We start from the raw sequence: 17,090 nt of genomic DNA, 5'->3' as shown, positions 1-17,090 counted from the left end.
GAGGGACGGGGGCGAGGTCGCGGGCGCTCGCGGAGGCTTGGCGGTGGCGAGCGAGAGCGTGGTGAGAGCGGGAGGCGAGGTCGCGGGCGCGAGCGGTGGCGTTGCGAGAGCGGGGGACGAGGACGGCGATGAGGCGCGCGGAGCGGGCGAGGTCGCCGAGGCGGAGGGGCCGGCGGAGGACGCGGGGCGCTGCCAGCTCGACGCGAGCCCGGAGGGCGATCCGGCCCGGTGGCGCCGGGGACGGGCGCAGATGTTCGCCGGCGCGGCGTTCCTCGGCGTGGGGGTCGTGGGGCTCGGGGTGATGGTGAGCGGGTGGTACGTGCAGCGGTTCTCGGCCAATGAGCTGTCCCAGGGGACAGGTTATTCCGAGGCGGCGCTGGCGCCCCTGCGGGCCCAGCACGACCGCGGCGAGACGATGCTGGCGGCCGGCGCAGTGACGGCCGTGTTCGGGGCGGCGCTCGGGGCGACGTTGATGGCGACCGGGGCCCGTGACGTGCGAGCCGGTCGCGCAGCGCGCTGGAGCGGCGTGCGCGTGGTCCCGAGCCTGGGCGGGCTGGTGCTCAGCGGCCGGTTCTGAGCGCGCTCGCAGCGACGTTTTTGGCTTGGCTCCGCCGGAGCGGGCGGTCATCCTGCGAGGATGACGGGACGAGGCCGAGCTGGTGGCGCTCCTGCCCGAGTACGGGTCGATCGCCATCCGCGCGGGCGAGTACGGCGAGGTGCGCTACGCGAGGCGCTTGCGCGCGGCGGGCACCTCCACGCGCGCGGGCTGGTCGGGGTGAAGTAAGTACGGGAGGCAGGGTTCGCGTCGCGCTCGAGGACGAGGGCCGACGCCGGCTGCGGGGCGCGGCGAAGGGGTGAGGCGGCCTGCGCGGCACGGCGCCGACTCGTCGACCAACGCGAAGTCGAACCGCGAGTGATTCTCCCGCGGGAGGGTGGCAAAGATCGACGTGGACGCGGCATCGCGGGAGCGCCGTGGCGGTCGCGTGGAGCGGGGCCGGGAGATCGCGGTCGGCGAACGACGCGGGCGTCCGCGGCGGTGAGGAGCGCCGCGTCGTCGGGGCCGGGCGCGGCGGCCTCGATTCGGGGCGCCGGCGGAGATCGCGGCGATCGACGGGCGTCATCAAGGGCGAGGCACGGGGTATGTTCGGGGCCGGTGCAGCTCGCTCAATCCGCGATCTTCCTGGCCGCCGCGGTGGTGGTGGTCCCATTGTTCAAGCGCCTCGGGCTCGGCTCGGTGCTCGGTTATCTGGCCGCAGGGGCGGCGATCGGGCCGTCCGGGCTCGGGCTGGTCGAGCACGTCGAGGACACGCTGCACGTCGCGGAATTCGGGGTGGTGCTGCTGCTGTTCGTGATCGGGCTCGAGCTGCAGCCGAAGCGGCTGTGGGAGATGCGAGCGGGGGTGTTCGGGCTCGGGTCGGCGCAGGTGGCGGTGACGTCGCTGCTGCTGGCGGCGGGGGCGTGGCTGCTCGGGCTGCCGCCCGCGGGGGCGCTGGTGATCGGGTTCGCGCTGTCGCTGTCGTCGACGGCGTTCGTGCTGCAGGTGCTCGGCGAGCGGCTCGAGCTGACGTCGCCGCACGGGCGGGCGTCGTTCAAGATCCTGCTGTTCCAGGATTTGGCGGCGATCCCCGTGCTGGCGGCGATTCCGCTGCTGACGGGCAGCGGCGAGGGCTCGGAGGCGACGCAGGGGCCGTGGATGTCGCTGGCGATCGCGGCGGCGGTGATCGCCGGCCTGGTGCTGGCCGGCCGCGTGCTGCTGCGCCCGCTGTTCCGCTGGGTGCTGTCGACCCGCGTCAACGAGCTGTCGTCGGCGTGGGCGCTGCTGGTGGTGATCGGCACGGCGCTGCTGATGGACCTGATCCACCTCGAGGCGGCGCTCGGGGCGTTCCTCGCCGGGGTGCTGCTGGCCGACAGCGAGTACCGCCACGAGCTCGAGGCCGACATCGAGCCGTTCAAGGGGCTCCTGCTCGGGCTGTTCTTCGTGGCCGTCGGGATGTCGGCGGACCTGGGGGTGATCGCCGCGAAGCCGCTGCCGGTGCTGACGATCGTGCTCGGGCTGGTGACGGTCAAGGCGCTGGCGCTGCTGGCGATCGGGCGGCTGGCGAAGATGCCGCTCGGATCGGCGGCGAGCCTGGCGATCGCGCTGTCGCAGGGCGGCGAGTTCGCGTTCGTGCTGTTCGGCGTGGTGAAGACGGCCGGGCTGGTGACGGGCGAGGTGATCGACCTGCTGGTGGTGGCGGTGACGCTGTCGATGATGGCGACGCCGCTGCTGCTGATCGCCCGCGACCGCATCACGGCCCGCCGCGCGGCCCAGAACCGGCGCGAGTTCGACGCGATCGACGAGGAGAACCCGGTCATCATCGCCGGCTTCGGCCGCTTCGGCCAGATCGTCGGCCGCGTGCTGCGGATGACACGGATCCCGTTCACCGCGCTCGAGGTCGATACGACGCAGGTCGACTTCCTGCGCCGCTTCGGCAACGAGATCTACTACGGCGACGCGGCCCGCGTCGACCTGCTGCGCGCGGCCAAGGCCGACAAGGCGCGCCTCATCGTGGTGGCGATCGACGACGTCGAGGCGTCGATGCGCACGGTCGAGACGGTCCGCCGCAACTTCCCGGCGCTGCGGATCGTGGCCCGCGCCCGCAACCGCCCGCACGCGTTCCGGCTGATGGCCCACGGGGCGCACGTGATCGTCCGCGAGACGTTCCTGTCGAGCCTCGAGGCGGCCCGCCGCTCGCTCGAGGAGCTCGGGGTGACGCCCAGCGACGCCCGCGAGTACGTGAAGACGTTCCGCGAGCACGACGAGCGGGTGCTGAACGAGCAGTACGCGATCCGCCACGACGAGGCGGCCCTCATCGCGTCGGCCAAGAAGTTCAGCGCCGACCTCGAGCGGCTGTTCGACGCCGACGCCCGCCAGCGTCCGCGGTGAATTCTTTCAAAAAATTGGGGGCATGTTCGAAGGGGCATGCTTGACAGGGCATGTGTGAATGGACATGCCCGAAGGGCCATGTCTCAAGGGTCACTCGGGATCGCGGCGGTACATGACGTCGGTGCGCAGGACGTGCTTGACGCCGCACTTCACGGGGGCGCCCTGGTGGGCGAGGGGGTGGTCGAACACGAGCAGCATGCCGCGCTCGGGGACGACGCGGACGACCTCGCCGCCGTGGTCGAAGTCGGTGCTGCCGCCGGTGAAGTCGGCGTCGAGGTAGAGCATGACGGTGAGCAGGCTCTGCTCGCGGGGGCCGCGGTGGAAGGCGCCGTCGTGGTGCCAGCGGAAGTACTGGCCGGGCTCGTAGCGGTAGAGGCGGAACCGCTCGTTGAGGCCGACGGCCCGCCAATGGTGGCGGCGCGCGGGGACGAACGGGGCGAGCCGCTGCCAGAGGGCGCGCGCGCGGTCCACGTCGTCGAGGATCACCCGGGTGTTGTTGCGGATCTCCGGGGCCATCACGAAGCCGCGGGCGGTGGTGATCGGCGCCGCCTCGAAGCCGATGTCCTGGGCGAGGCGCAACCACTCGGCGCACTCGTCGGGCGCGAGGAAGTCGCGCACGGTGAAGGCGCGGTCGGCGATGAGCGGAGTGCGGGTCGGGGTGGGCATGCCCGCAGGGTGGCGTCCGAGGGGCTGCAGGACGAGGATCGCGGCCGGGCAGAACCGGGCAAGACCGGCTACGATGGCGCTCGGGCCGTGCTCCGCTTCAACCACGAGCTGCTCGCGCGGGTCCGCACCGAGCTGAATCTGACCCAAGAGGCAGCCGCGGCGGCGGTCGGGGTCGATGTCCGCACGTACCGGCGCTACGAGTCGGGGGCGGTCAACGAGGCGGCGGAGGGCTTCGTGGTCCGCAACGCCAGCCGGCGGCGGCTGCTGGGCGCGATGTGCCGCGAGCTGGGGATCGCGGAGCGCGAGCTGGTGGTCGCGGGGAGGCCGATGGTGCAGGAGGCGGCGCCGGCGGGCTGGCGGCCGGGCCACGCGCACACGCTGCCGCGCGCGCGCCACTTCGTCGGCCGCGAGGAGGCGCTGGCGCTGCTGCGCGAGCGGTCGCGCGGGGTGGTCGCGGTGGTGGCGATCGGCGGGGCGGGCAAGACGGCGCTGGTCGAGCGCTTCGTCGCGGGGCTGGGCGAGGGGCCGCTCGCGGGCGGGCTGTTCGTGTGGAGCTTTTACGACGACACGCGGGTGGAGGCGTTCTTCGCGGCGGCGACGAGGTACTTCACCGGCGGGGCGGAGGTGCCGGCCGGCGGGCGGCCGCAGGCGCTGCAGGAGGCGCTCGCCTCGGGGCCGCCGCACGTGCTGGTGCTCGACGGGCTCGAGGTGCTGCAGGGCAGCGGGCTCGACGGCTCGACGTACGGGCGGATCGGCGACGGGGCGCTGCGACGGCTGCTGATGAGCGCGGCGCGCGGGCTCGGGGCGGCGCGCGTGGTGGTGACGACGCGCTTCGAGCCGACCGACCTGCAGGCGTGGGACGGCGCAGGGCTGACGACGCTGCGCCTCGGCGGGCTGTCGCCGGCGGAGGGCTCGACGCTGCTCGAGCGCTGGGGGCTGACCGCGGGGGCGTCGCTCGGGCCGCTGGTGGAGCGCGTCGGCGGGCACGCGCTGTCGGTGGCGATGCTCGGGTCGTACGCGGGGACGTTCCTCGACGGCGACGGCGAGCGGGCGCAGGCGATCGCGCTCGAGCCGGCCGCGCGCGACGACGTGCAGGCGCGCCGATTGCTGGCGGTGCTGGCCGCGTACGCGCGCGCGCTGGCGCCGGAGGAGCGCGACCTGGTGGCCCGCCTGGCGCTGTTTCCGGCGGGGGCGGACGTCGAGCTGTTGGCCCGGTTGGCGGCGGCCGGCGGGGCGGTCGCGGGGGCGCTGGCGGGGCTCGACGCGGCGAAGATCGGGCCGATCCTGGCGCGGCTCGAGCGGCTGGGGCTGGTCGCTCGCGCGGCGCCGCGGCGCTACACGGCCCACCCGTTCGTGGCCGAGTACTTCCGCTCGCTGCTCGCCGCGCCGCCGGCGGCGATCCACGAGGTCGAGCGCGAGCACCTGATCGCGCGCCTCGACGTCCATCGCCCGGGACCGCACGCGGACGAGCGGCTCGACACGTACGAGGCGCTGCTGCTCCACACGCTGCGCGCGGGCCGAACGGGCGATGCGGCGTCGATCTACTTCCGCAGCCTGGGGGGGTTCTCGCACCTGGGGCTGCAGCTCGGGGCGATGAGCCGCGGGGCCCGGATCGTCCGCGAATTCGCGGAGGGCGGCGACCCGGCGCGGATGACGACGCAGCTCGAGGCTGGCCGGCGGGCGCGGCTGGTGTACGACTGGGGGCTGTACGCGGGGGCGCTCGGCGACCTGGCGCAGGCGAGCCGCTGCTACCGGATCCACGGCACGTGGATGCGCGAGGCCGGCAACCTCGAGGGGCTGACCACGAGCCTGCGCGCGCTGGCCTACACCGAGCGGCTGGCGGGGGCGCTGAGCGAGGCGCTGCAGCTGTGCGAGGCGGCGGCCGAAGTTGCGATCCGCGTCGAGGCGCCGGGGGACGCGGCGCGAGCGCTGGCGCTGAAGGCCCGCGTGCTGCACGACCTCGGGCGGGTCGAGGCGGCCGACGCGTGCTTCGCCGAGGCGCGCGCGCTGGGGGACCGGCCGTTCGCGCGCCGCTCGTTCTGGGCGGCCGAGCACGCGCTGGGGCTGGGCCGGGTGGCGGCGGCGCGGGCGGAGATCGAAGCGAACCTCGCCGGGCTGCACGAGCTCGGGTGGGCCGGCCATCGCGCGCACGCGGAGACGATCCTCGGCGCGCTGGCGCTGGCGGGCGACGAGCCGGACCCGGACCGCGCGAGCGACCACCTGATGCACGCGCGCACGTGGACGACCGCGACCGGCGAGGTCGAGGTGGTGCTGCGCTGCCACGCCCTGGAGGCGCAGATCTGCCTGGCCGAGCGGCGCTTCGCCGACGCGGAGCGGGCGCTCCGCAGCGGCCTGGTGCTGGCCGAGACGTGCGGGTTCGGCCTGTTCGCCGTCGATTTCAATAATTTGGCGCTGACGCGCGCGCTGGCGGTCGGCAGCGGGGTGAAGGAGACGGCCGCGCAGGCGCTGAGCGCGGCGCAGGCGCGGCCGAGCTATGCGTGGGGGCTGGCCGAGGCGCTCCACCTCGCGGGGGTGGCCGCGCTGGAGACCGGGACGGAGGCGCGGGCATGGCTGGCGCAGGCGGCGACGCTGCGCGCGGCGCTGCAGCACCCGCAGCTGGCGGCGACGCAGGCCGCGCTGGCGCGGGCCGGCGGGTGAGGGGGCATCAGTGGATGTCCCCGGGGACATGTCGTACCATTCTCGCCACGGCGAGGTCGGCACGGCGCATGTCCCCGGAGACAGGTGCCATGAATGAGCCTCGCCGCCCGGGCGGACGACGAGGCGGGCGGTCGCGGCCGCTCAGCCGCGGAAGCCCGACGACGGGCTGCGCCGCCGGCGGACGTCCTTGGTCATGGGCTGCCGGCTCGCCGCAGGCTCGCGCCGGCGCTCGGACTTGGCAGGAGCGGGTCCCGAACGCGCGACGGGGGCGCCGCCGAGGACCCACGAGAGCGGGCCGTTGTGCTCGCGCGCGGGCCGGGGGGCCGGCTCGGGCTGCGCTTCGGGGATGGTGAGGTCGGGGGTGGCCTTGGGAGCAAAGGAGATTCGGGGCATGGTCGCGATCCTACGAGCCTGTCCGGAAGGACAGACGTGGTGAACCCGCGCGCCGGTGGCGGGAATGGGGACATGACGACGCGGCCCGGCGCGCGCCCCAGCGGGCGCGGCGGACGACGAGCCCCGCGGACGCGTGCATCACCGGACGGTGGTTTCGCCGCTCCGCGGCCTCGCGCAGCGCTCACGCGCCCGCGCGAGGTGCCTCGTCCTCCGAGTACCGAAAGCCCCGGCCTGTCGAAGTAAGGTCGCATGGGCGACCCGTACCGCTCATCGGCCGTCGTGGCCGCGAAGCGGGAGAAATCGACACAGACCGCGGCTGGCGAGCCCGATGAGGGCGCCGCGTCGGTGTGCTCGAAGACTCGTGGATCAGATACGCATGGCTGACCCCATCGCTGGGGCCGAGACGACATTACTCGCACCCGGAGGGGCTGTCAAGGCGCGGGGCGCAGCGAGCCGAACCGGAATGCGTGTCGCGGGTGGACCGAACCGTCACGCGCCGGCGCGTGAGTGAACACTGCTCCTCGCCGCGTGATCGGCGGTGACCGATCGTTACGGCCGTCGGCACCTCGAAGGCAGGATTGCGAGAGGAGGGCCGAATGGCCAGCGTGGGTGATCGTTTCAAGACAGGTGAGACGTGCGTGGCGAGCGGGGTCTACGGGTTCGGCGGATACACCGACGGGACGTCGTCGCCGCCCCCGACGCAGGAGGAGCGAGTGATCTCGCTGCGGCAAGGGCACGTGTTTCCGCCGATCCGCTCGAGCAATCGCGGGGCGTATTGGCTGCTGCACCGCCTACATTAGTCACTGCACATCGGGCCAGGTCGGCATCGTCGCTGCTCCCTCCGCTGGCGCTCGTGATAGAGTCCGGGCGCTGGTGGAGGGATGCCGATGACGATCTGGCTGATCGTACTCCGGGCGCTGACCATGGGCTGGATGCCGCCGGAAATCGATGAGTTTCGTGACGAGTACAACCGGCCGCTGCCGGAGCGAAAGGGGAAGCCGGCGCGGCGGAGCGCGCCGGGGCCGTGCCGGCCCGGCATGGCGCTGATCGAGGGCGGGAGCTTCGCGTCGCGGCCGATCGCGGCGTTCTGCCTCGATACGCACGAGGTCACGGTGGGGGAGTTTCACGCGTACGTGCAGCGGCTCGAATCGGACGACGGCGGCAAGCTGCAGCGGCGAGTCGGGCAGGTGAGCGCGTCGGAGGCGCTCGGCAAGGAGCACTGCACGTGGTCGCGGCGCGAGCGGGCGCCGCAGCGGCCGATGAACTGCGTGGCGGTCGACGAGGCGGCGGAGTTCTGCGAGTCCCACGGCAAGCGGCTGCCGAAGGACCTCGAGTGGAAGTGGGCGGCCCGCGGGGGGACCGCGGCTTACAAGTATCCGGGGAGCAATCACAAGCCGACGGCGGAGTGGCTCAACATGCCGCAGGCGGCCGACGACCGTTACCTCGAGCTGCGCGACGTCGGCTCGTACGCGCCGACGCCGTCGGGGCTCCACGACATGGCGGGGAACGTGTGGGAGTGGGTGGCGTGCACGACGGCCGATCCGCGCTGCTCGGCGCGCGGGGGCGGCTTCGCGACGTTCGCCGAGGAGGAGCTGCGGGCGGCCTTCGCCGGCCGCCAGTACGCCCGCGAGGCCCGCAGCGCCGAGGTCGGGTTCCGCTGCGCCGCGACGCCCGACGCGGAGGGCCAGGGGCGATGAAGCGGCGCGACACCGCCAAGATGGCGGACCTGCTGCGCTCGATCTTCGAGAAGGACGAGCTGCGCGGGTTCATGATGCTGAATTACAAGGAGATCCACGACAGCATCCGCTGGGACTCGACGCACCAGATCCTCGCGGCCGAGGTGGCGGCGGCGCTCGAGCGGCACGGCCGGCTCGACGACGAGGCGCTGCGGGCGGCGCTGAAGGCCGAGCGGCCGGCGCGGGCGCGAGAGATCGCCGAGCTGCGAGGGACGCGGCGAGTGCTGCCGGCGTTGCTGATCGGCGCGGTGGGGCTGGGCCTGGTCGTGGTCGGCGAGCGCGGGATGCATGCCTGGTCGCCGCGGAGCTCCGAGTCGGGGATGACGACGAGGGAGAGGGACCCGGAGGTGGCGCAGGCGCAGGCGACTCCGGCGGCGCAGCCGTGCCCCGAAGACATGGTCGAGGTGGTGCCGGACCCGCGGATCTATCGCGGAGAGGAGCCGTTTTGCCTCGATGTGCACGAGGTGTCGCGCGGACGCTACGGGTTGACCTGCCCGCCGAGCGGGCGCGGCGGGGTCCACGAGCAGGTCGACAAGACGTTCGCGCAGTACTGTGACTCGGGGGCGCCCGATCCGCGGTGGAGTGATTATCCGGTGGTGATGATCACGGCGGCCGAGGCGCAGAGTTTTTGCGAGCAGCAGGGGCGGCGGCTGCCGACGACGCGCGAGCGCAAGATCGCGGCGGCGATGGAGATGGACTCCCAGCGCGTCGGCGAATCTTTAAGAAGGATGATGAACCTGTGCGGCGCGGAGTGTCGCAAGCCGGCGGGCGTGACTCCGTTCGTGTTTCATCATCGGGACGAGTACGAACGCCTGGCGCCGGTCGGCTCGTTCCGCGACCGGTTCCCGTCGCGCCTCGGCCTGGCGGACCTGTTCGGCAATGCGCGGGAGATCGCGATGAAGGGCGACCTGGCGCTCGCGTGCGGCGGGAGCTGGCAGTCGTACGACAAGAGTTTTTTGTCGCCCGAGCTGTGCGACGCCGAGAGGACGCTGCCGCTCGGCGCGCTGCGACTGCCGGACGTCGGGTTCCGCTGCGCTCGTGATGTGTCCTCGGAGACAGGTTCATGATGTATCCACTCGGGCTGAAGTGGACGATCGCGGCGGTCGTCGGCGTGAACCCGGCGGCCGATCCGTTCGCCGCCGAGGCGACGGCGCCGGCGGTCGATCGCTCGCGCATCGACGTGCCGTCGGCGGAGGGGCCGGAGTGGTCGGCGCCGCCGCCTCCGATGCCGCTGCCGCCGCCCGGGCCGCCGCCGAGCTTCGCCCGCAGCGAGCCGATGTCCGTCGAGCCGCCGCCGGAGCGGCCCGAGGGCGCGCGACGCGAGCCCGAGCCCGAGCCCGGATCGGTCCCGGTCGACGACGGCAAGCCGCTGATCAAGAGCGGCCTGGTGGTGCTCGGGTGCGCGGCGGCGTCGGCGGCGGGGAGCCTGTATTCGTGGCACTCGCTGGGCCAGAGCAAGGATCGGCTCGCGGCGGCCGAGGCGAGCGACGAGGCCGCGCAGATGTTCGGCCTGCCGCTGCAGGACACGGGCGGGTTGCGCGACGAGGTCCGGCTCTATCGCGGTCTGTCGATCGGGCTGGCGGTGACGGCGGGGGTGCTGCTGATCGCGGGCGGGAGCGTGGCGCTCGCGGGGGTCCGTCAGCGTCATCGGGCGCGATCTCTGGTGATTCGGCCGACGGCCGGTCTCGGGGTGGAGGTGAGGTTTTGATGCGGCTCGACCGATGGTTTTTGGGGCTCATCGGCGCGACGGTCCTGAGCTTGCCGGCGCTGGCGGCCGAGCCTGCGCCGTGCCCCGACGGGGCGAGCTGGCACGGGCAGGCGCCGCCGCACGGCAGCGGGTACTTCTGCGGCAAGACGCGGCCCGACGGCGAGGTCGTGCGCCACGGCTGGGGGGTGGTTTATCACCCGGTCTCGGGGGTCAAGGTCGAGGAGTGTGAATACCGCGACGGGGCGCGCGACGGCCGGTGCACGTTCTTCGACGAGCGCGGCGATCGCAGCGAGCGCGGTACGTACGCGGCGGGGGTGCGCGCCGGGCAATGGTGGTACTGGTCGCTGCCGTCGGCGCAGGGGCGGGTGTACGAGCTCGGGCTGGCGACGGGCGCGCCCGAGGACGCGGTGGCGCGTCGCAAGGTGGTCGAGGGATTTTTGAGCGAGCTCGGGGCGGAGGCGAAGGAGGCGGCGGGGCTGGCCGAGGCGGTGCTGAGCTACGTCGACAAGGGCGGCGAGCGGCGGCAGGTGTGCGGGCCGCACCTGTGCGTCGGGCCAGGACGAATTCCGAGTGAGCCGATCTTCGTCGACCTCGGGGCCACGGTTGAGCAGGCGCAGCGCGACCGCAAGCTGCTCGCGCAACACGAGGCGAACGCGCGCGTGCGGGCGCGCGAGGAGGCGCGGGCGGTGCGGGCGGCGCAGGCGAAGGCCGAGGCGGAGCAGCGCCGCGTGGAGCGGGAGCTCGAGCAGGAGGAGCCTGACGGGTGCTGCAAGTACTGCTCGACCGGCAAGCCGTGCGGGAACACCTGCATCGCTCGCAACAAGACCTGCCACAAGGGGCCCGGCTGTGCTTGTTGGAGCGATTGAGGACCAGTCAGAAGAGGCGGTAGCGCTGCGGGTCGACGGCGCCGCGCACGGTGAGCTGCGGGAGGTGGTCGGCGGCGAGGTTGTAGACCCGGAGGGCGGCGCGGGCGGTGTCGAAGGCGGTCGCGAGGCTGTCGCGCTGGGCGAGCGCGCGGTAGAGCTGGACGGCGAAGCGGCGGCCGACGTCGTCGGGGACCTCGTCGCGCATGCCGATGACGGCGTCGACGTGGGGGCGCAGGGCGTTGGCGAGGACGGCGCTGTAGCAGCAGTTGAGGACGACGAGGCGCGGCTTCCACGGGCGCGCGGCGACGAGGCCCGCGAGGGCGGCGGGGGCGACGGGGTGGGCGCCGCCCTCGGCGGTCTGCAGCAGCAGCGCGCCGTTTCTGCCGCCGTGGCCGGCGAAGTGGAGGATGTCGGGCGAGGTCTCGACCAGGGCGTCGAGCAGCTCGTCGGGGCCGGCGCACCAGGTCGACTGGAAGCGGAAGCGGGCGCCGGTGGTGCGCAGCTTGTCCTCGATGTCCCGGGCCTCCTCGGCGAGGCGCAGCGCGGGCAGGGCGATCGGGTTGGCGGCGACGAAGGCGATGAGCGGCTGGCTGGTGTCGGCGGCAGGGGTGCTCGCGTCGGCGGCCTGGAAGTGGCGGCGGAGCTGATCGATCTCCGGGCGGAAGCGCGGTCGCTCGCGCTCGAGCAGGGCGAACAAATCGGCGTCGATCAGGCCCAGGCGCTGCAAGGCGGTGCACAGCTGCATGCACAGGTCGGCGTGCGAGATCGATTCGCCGGGCAACTTCTGGCTGACGCCCTCCCAGTAAAAGAGCGCGAATTGTCGCAGCTCGGAGCTGGTGAAGCGGTCGAGCAGGAATTGATGCAGCTGGTGGATCGGCGACTTCATGACGGCGTGGCGGCGGTCAGGACGGTGAAGGCGAAGACCTCGACGGAGGCTCCGCCGTCACCGCGGTGCGGGGTGCCGGCGGGGCGGGGCGAATCGAAGCTCCACAGCGCCTGTCGGTGCGGGGTGGCGACGATGACGAGGCGCTCGTGGCGGCGCTCGCCGGGGGCGAGCGGGCGGCGCGGCAGGACCACGCCGCGGGCGGTGCGGGCGAAGGGGCGGGCGCCGAGGACGTGGGTGGTGCCCGGCGGGAGCTCGATGCCCATCGACTCGGAGCGGGACAGCAAGGCGGCCTCGCCGTCGTCGGCGAGCCAGAACACGCTGACGAAGCGGCGGTCGTCGGCGGCGTTTTCGAGGCGGACGAAGACGGCGGCGTCGTCGGCGAGCTCGGCTCCCCTGGGGGAAAGTGGTTCGCAGATTCCGGCGCGCACCCGGCCCCAGCTGGCCTTGATCGTCAGCGCGGCGAGGCTGCCGGCGCCGAGGTGCTGCAGGCGGGCGCTGCGGGCCAGTCGCTGGAGGACGGCGAGGAGGCCGGCGAGGTCGTCGGCGAGCAGAGTGGCGCAGGCGGGGGCGTCGGCGGCGTGGACGACGATCGCGGCGTCGCTGCAGGCGAGGGTGGCGAGGAGGGGCCCGCCGGGACCGGCGTGGACGTCCCAGCCTGCGTGTTGCAGGGCGCGCGCGAGCGCGGCGGCGGGCTCGGGCGGGCCGGTGACGACGACGCCGCCGTGGCCGCGGAGGTGCAGCGGCAGGGCGTATGCGTCTGGCCCGAGGGACAGGTCGTCGCGGGGCACGGATGGGGCTGTCCCATGGGACATGTCGACGTCGGGCGGGGCGGACTGGGCTGGCCCGAGGGGCGTGGGGATGGCGGTGGGCAGACCTGTCTCCGGGGACAGGAGAGCTCGCTGCGAGGACGAGCGGTCTGTCCCGAGAGATATCGCGGTGTCGGGATGGCCCGTCGCGAGGGACAGGTCGTCCCCGGGCGGGCAGAGGGCGGCAGGGGGTGTCCCGGAGGACATGTCGCCGCCGCGCGGGCGCAGGACGGCGTGGGTCGGAGCGAGGTCGTCGACGTGACACACTCGGTCGGGAAAGATGTCGACGAGGAACAGGTCGCCGCGGCGCACGCCGTGCTGCTGCCCGGCCGCGAGGATGATGCGGCCCTCCGCGCGTCGGACCGGGACGGCGCCGGGCGGCAGCGCCTCGGCGAGGCTGAAGACGCGGCGCCGGACCGGGCCGGACAGGCGCGGCTGTTGCGGGACGCCGGCGCGGGCGAGCCATCGCTCGATGCCGGCGAACAGGGCGACCCACGACGGGGCTTCGCCGGTGGTGAGCTCGGCGAGCAAGGCGGAGGTGAGGGCGCTGCGCTGGTCGTGGATGCGGCCGCGGCCGTTGATGCCGGCGGCCGCGAGCCGGACGACGTCGGGGTGGGCCTCGGCGTCGAGCGCGTCGATCTCGCGCTGATGCGCGGCGCGCCAGGCGAAAAAGGCGGCGAGCCGGCGGTCGCGGAGGTCGTCGCGATCGTCGCCGCGGACGAGGGTGGCCGAGTGGCAACAATCGAGGATCGCGGTGACGTTGCGGGTCTTGCCGGCCAAGCGCGCGCACCACAGCGACAGCTCGAGGTCGAAGAGGCGGTCCTCGTCGGTGGTGATGAAGTAAGAGAGGCGGGCCGGGGCGGGGCTGGGGGCCCGGCTGTCGTGCTCGGTGTTGACGAGGGCGCCGCCGTGGCCGGTGAGATAGAGGAGCACGGGGACGTCGGCGGGGCAGCGATCGACCAGCGCGGCGAGAGCCCCGCGGATCGCGGGCAAGGTGGCGCGAGGGAGGACGACCGGCTCGCCGCCGCGGGCGCGCACGAGGGCGGCCATGCCCGCGAGGTCGTGGTCGACGCCCGCGAGCCCCTGCGTCGGCGCGCCGATCAGGAGGGCCAGCACGCGGCGATGGTACCACGGGCGGCCGAACCACCGGCGAGCTTTCGCCCCGGCGAATCGGAGGTGATCGATCGGCAGGGTTCCGAGCACTACGATCACAGCATGCCCTCCGACCTCGACGACGGGTCCGCGTCGACCCCCCGCCATATCGCGGCAGAGCTCGCGGGCACCCTGGCGGAGTTCGGGGTGGCGGACAGCTCGCCCGGCGCCCCGCCGGGGCCGGCAGAGGCGTCACGGCCGCTGGCGTCGGCGACGAAGATCGATCGTTTCACGATCCTCGACCACCTGGGACAGGGCGGGCAGGCGGACGTGTATGCGGTGTACGATCCCAAGCTCGATCGCCGGGTCGCGCTGAAGCTGATCCGCCTGGGCCCGGAACACGGCAGCGCGGTGCAGAACGCCCGCCTGCTGCGTGAGGCGAAGGCGCTGGCGAAGCTCGAGCACCCGAACGTGGTCCGCGTGCATGACGCCGGGACGTTCGAGGGGGCGGCTTACCTCGTCATGGAGATCAAGCAGCGAGACTCGCTGCGCGGCTGGCTCAAGAATCAGAGGCGCCGTTGGCAGGAGATCGTCGAGAAGTTCGTGGCTGCCGGCCGTGGTCTGCATGCCGCCCACATGAAGGAGATCGTCCACCGCGATTTCAAAGCCGACAACGTGTTCATCGACGATCATGTCGGGGCGGTGCTCGGTGACTTCGGCCTCGCGCTCGTGGCCGACGAGCCGGTCAGCAACTCGGGCGAGACGCCGCGGGAGTCGGGTTCTTCCGAGGGGGCTCCCTCTCGCCTCACTGGAGATGGGCACCGCGTCGGCACCGAGGGCTACATCGCTCCGGAGTGTCTCCAGGGCGGGCGCGCGACGCCTTTGAGCGATCAGTACAGCTTTTGCGTGGCGTTGTACGAGGCGTTGTTCGGCAGTCGACCGCGGCCCGGGGTGGAGCTGCGGACGCGTCGTCCGGGCGACGAGCCGCCGGCGGCGCTGGTGCGGGCGCTGCTGCGCGGACTGTCGGAGGACCCGGCGGCGCGGTTCCCGGACGTCGCGGCGCTGCTGGCGGCCTTGACCCTGCGACCGCGGCGAGGGCTGGCCATCGTCGCGAGTGTGGTCGCCGGGGCGGGGGTCCTCGGCGTGGCCTGGGCGGTTCACGCGGCGAGCCCGGACCCATGCTTGACGGAGGGCCGTGACAGAGCCGAAGCGGTCTGGAACAGGTCGCGGAGCGCGGCCGTCGAGGCGGCGGTCCTCGGCGTGCCGTTGCCGTTCACGACGCAGGCAAACCAGGAGTTACAGCGATTCGCCACGAGATATCGTGACAGCTGGGTGAAGGCTCATGGGGCGATGTGCGCCGCGCCGACGGAGGCCGAGCGGACGTGTCTCGATCGACAACTCGAGCGCTTCGCCCACGTCATCGCGCTGTACGCCCGGCCCGATCGCACCAGCGTCACGCGTGTGATCGACGTGCTCGGCCGCCTCGACGAACCGGCGGAGTGCGGCCGCCCGGGCGCGCCGATGCAGGTGGACACGCCGGAGTGGTTGGGCAACTACCTCGATCGGCTGGAGCTGCAGATCGCCGCGGGTGACTTCGCGGGGGCGACTGCCAAGGTCGGGGTCGCGCTGGACGCCAGCTACGGGCACGAGGCCGCGCGAGCCCGGGCGCGCTATCTCGCCGGCTGGCTCGAGGCGTCCGCGGCGTCGTCCCGGGCGGCCATCGACCAACTGGAGGACGCAGCCTTGCAGGCGGCGAAGGTCGGCGATCACGACACTTTCGCCCAGGCGGCCTCGTTTCGACTCAAGAGCCTGGTCAACGACCTCGGCGCGGCCGCCGAGGCGGCCCAGCAGGCGCCATGGATCGAGGCCGTGATGACGCGCGTGCCGGCCGAGTCGCCGATCCGGCGCCGCTTCGACGCGGAGTTCGCGGAGGCAGAAGGGCTGCGGTTCGAGGCTCTGAGCGACCACGAGAAGGCGGTGGCCCAGCACAGCAAGGCGCTCGCCCTGCGCGAGGAGGTGCTCGGCGAGCAGCACCCGACCACCGCGAAGTCTCACCACAGCCTGGGCGTCAGCCTCTCGAACCTCTCGCAGAAGCTGCGCGGGCGCGAGCGCGACGCGCAGTTCGACGTGGCTCGCGAGCACTACGTCGCGGCCGTGCAGATCCGCGAGGCGCGGCTCGGCGAGACGCACCCGTACACGGTGGAGAGCGTGGCAGGCCTGGCCGAGGCCGAATGCGAGTACATGCGAGATGTCGTTGGTGTCGATCCGCATGCGGTCGATGACTGCCTCCTCGATCTCGAACGAACGCGCGATCTCTACCGGACCAATCATTGGGACGCGCGCGCGGTCCACCGGCGCAGCCTGTCGTACGCCAACTTCGCGCTCGACCTGGGGTGCATCGAATGCGCCGAGCGCTCCGTCGACGAGGTGTTCGCGGGCATGGAGACGTTGTCGGAGGTCGATCCGCGCGAGCGCGCCGACGCGTGGGCGGTCCGCGGCAAGATCGCGTTCTTGCGCAAGGACTTCGCGGCAGCGCAGGACGCGTTCCTCGCCGGGGCGGCCGTGTTCGAGGGGACCGGCGACCGCAGCTGGATTTATGGGCAGCAGCTCGGCAACGCGGCGGCGGCCGCCGTCAACCTCGGACGGCCCGACGTGGCGGTCCAACTGCTGTTGGACCGCCGCGCGGACTTCAACGACGCGGGCTGCGACGACCGGAAGGATTACGCCGGCGAGCTCGAGCTCCTCGCGCAGACCCTCGCCGATGAAGTCGAGCTCCCTCCGGGGATCGCCGAGCTTCGCCAGGCAGCCGCAGAGCTTCGCGGCAATTGTTCATAGTTCCTTTGCCGGCTGGCAGGCCCTGGCCCCGAATCCAGCCATCTTCCCCTATCCACAACCTCATCCAGCCAATCACAGCAAGGACGCAGCATGACCGCTCCACCGACCACACTGAACGTGATCTACACCGCTCCCGGCAACCCCGACCTGAACGAGGACCGGGCCACCCTGTCGTTCGGCTCGAACGTCAACCAGCTCGAGGTCGCCTGTGGGACCTTCCTGTACTTGCAGCATCCGGCGGAGCACACCCTTCGGCTCGAGTCGCCGGCCTGGGCGACCACGAGCAACAGCCAGCACCTGTCGTTCTTGCTGCCCGACCGCGAGACCGAGACGACCTTCGTCCTGATCGCCGAGACCACCGGGACGGCGGCGACGATCCGGGTCAACACCAAGAAGGAGCCGACCAAGCCCGACCCCGTCCGGCGCGTGGCCTTCGGGGTCTAGCGGCCACTGGGTCGTTTCCTTAAAAAATTCCGCGCCCGGGGGTGATCGTTCGCCCCCGGCCGGCGCACCACGCT

14 protein-coding genes are annotated in these 17,090 nt (G+C 73.0%); 10 read left to right on the top strand and 4 right to left on the bottom strand.

The features are described from left to right. The first annotated feature begins 61 nt into the window (after window positions 1–61). Both NAEX_RS47890 and NAEX_RS15610 read left to right on the top strand, forming a co-directional pair. Window positions 62–577, top strand: coding sequence for a hypothetical protein (locus NAEX_RS47890; protein WP_143140615.1), 516 nt, complete (start codon window positions 62–64; stop codon window positions 575–577). Between the two features lie 576 nt (window positions 578–1,153). Continuing rightward, entirely contained in the window at window positions 1,154–2,926 is a 1,773-nt protein-coding gene (locus NAEX_RS15610) for a monovalent cation:proton antiporter-2 (CPA2) family protein (protein ID WP_096328289.1), read from the top strand. Window positions 2,927–3,016: 90 nt separating this feature from the next. On the opposite strand, the gene NAEX_RS15605 is transcribed toward NAEX_RS15610, so the two are convergent. Continuing rightward, window positions 3,017–3,592 carry a 2OG-Fe(II) oxygenase gene (locus NAEX_RS15605; RefSeq protein WP_096333627.1) on the bottom strand — a complete coding sequence of 192 codons (576 nt, stop codon included), beginning with the start codon at window positions 3,590–3,592 and terminating at the stop codon, window positions 3,017–3,019. A gap of 87 nt (window positions 3,593–3,679) precedes the next feature. On the opposite strand from NAEX_RS15605, the gene NAEX_RS15600 reads away from it, so the two are divergent. Continuing rightward, window positions 3,680–6,250, top strand: a complete 2,571-nt coding sequence (locus NAEX_RS15600; protein WP_170135754.1) for a helix-turn-helix domain-containing protein — start codon at window positions 3,680–3,682, stop codon at window positions 6,248–6,250. A gap of 141 nt (window positions 6,251–6,391) precedes the next feature. Here NAEX_RS15600 and NAEX_RS47885 read toward each other — a convergent pair whose 3' ends face one another. Continuing rightward, window positions 6,392–6,643: a hypothetical protein gene (locus NAEX_RS47885; protein ID WP_143140616.1), complete on the bottom strand. Its 252-nt coding sequence runs from the start codon at window positions 6,641–6,643 to the stop codon at window positions 6,392–6,394. A gap of 596 nt (window positions 6,644–7,239) precedes the next feature. Here NAEX_RS47885 and NAEX_RS15595 point away from each other — a divergent pair. The 5 genes from NAEX_RS15595 (at window position 7,240) to NAEX_RS15575 (ending at window position 10,953) form a co-directional block, all read left to right on the top strand. Then, window positions 7,240–7,443 carry a YjzC family protein gene (locus NAEX_RS15595; protein ID WP_096328287.1) on the top strand — a complete coding sequence of 68 codons (204 nt, stop codon included), beginning with the start codon at window positions 7,240–7,242 and terminating at the stop codon, window positions 7,441–7,443. Between the two features lie 87 nt (window positions 7,444–7,530). Further along, window positions 7,531–8,340: a formylglycine-generating enzyme family protein gene (locus NAEX_RS15590; protein ID WP_170135753.1), complete on the top strand. Its 810-nt coding sequence runs from the start codon at window positions 7,531–7,533 to the stop codon at window positions 8,338–8,340. Then, complete coding sequence (locus NAEX_RS15585; protein ID WP_096328285.1) at window positions 8,337–9,446, top strand: SUMF1/EgtB/PvdO family nonheme iron enzyme; 1,110 nt, start codon at window positions 8,337–8,339, stop codon at window positions 9,444–9,446. Before NAEX_RS15590 ends, NAEX_RS15585 begins: the two co-directional genes overlap by 4 nt. Beyond that, the gene (locus NAEX_RS15580) at window positions 9,443–10,087 is read left to right on the top strand and encodes a hypothetical protein (protein ID WP_143140617.1); all 645 of its coding nucleotides are present in this window, start codon (window positions 9,443–9,445) and stop codon (window positions 10,085–10,087) included. Before NAEX_RS15585 ends, NAEX_RS15580 begins: the two co-directional genes overlap by 4 nt. Then, the gene (locus NAEX_RS15575; protein ID WP_143140618.1) at window positions 10,087–10,953 is read left to right on the top strand and encodes a toxin-antitoxin system YwqK family antitoxin; all 867 of its coding nucleotides are present in this window, start codon (window positions 10,087–10,089) and stop codon (window positions 10,951–10,953) included. The genes NAEX_RS15580 and NAEX_RS15575 overlap by 1 nt, the downstream gene beginning before the upstream one ends. Window positions 10,954–10,960: 7 nt before the next feature. On the opposite strand, the gene NAEX_RS15570 is transcribed toward NAEX_RS15575, so the two are convergent. Both NAEX_RS15570 and NAEX_RS50215 read right to left on the bottom strand, forming a co-directional pair. After that, on the bottom strand, window positions 10,961–11,839 hold the full coding sequence (locus NAEX_RS15570) for a CHAT domain-containing protein (protein ID WP_096328282.1): 879 nt from the start codon (window positions 11,837–11,839) through the stop codon (window positions 10,961–10,963). Then, window positions 11,836–13,425, bottom strand: a complete 1,590-nt coding sequence (locus tag NAEX_RS50215) for a hypothetical protein (RefSeq protein ID WP_170135752.1) — start codon at window positions 13,423–13,425, stop codon at window positions 11,836–11,838. Before NAEX_RS50215 ends, NAEX_RS15570 begins: the two co-directional genes overlap by 4 nt. On the opposite strand from NAEX_RS50215, the gene NAEX_RS15560 reads away from it, so the two are divergent. Both NAEX_RS15560 and NAEX_RS15555 read left to right on the top strand, forming a co-directional pair. After that, window positions 13,378–16,572: a protein kinase domain-containing protein gene (locus NAEX_RS15560; protein WP_170135751.1), complete on the top strand. Its 3,195-nt coding sequence runs from the start codon at window positions 13,378–13,380 to the stop codon at window positions 16,570–16,572. The genes NAEX_RS50215 and NAEX_RS15560 overlap by 48 nt on opposite strands. Before the next feature lie 90 nt (window positions 16,573–16,662). Then, window positions 16,663–17,016: a hypothetical protein gene (locus tag NAEX_RS15555; RefSeq protein ID WP_143140620.1), complete on the top strand. Its 354-nt coding sequence runs from the start codon at window positions 16,663–16,665 to the stop codon at window positions 17,014–17,016. Window positions 17,017–17,090: the final 74 nt, after the last annotated feature.

It is taken from the genome of Nannocystis exedens, from assembly GCF_002343915.1.
GTDB classification, from domain to species: Bacteria; Myxococcota_A; Polyangia; order Nannocystales; family Nannocystaceae; genus Nannocystis; species Nannocystis exedens.
This window is presented reverse-complemented; position numbering and strand designations above follow the sequence as displayed.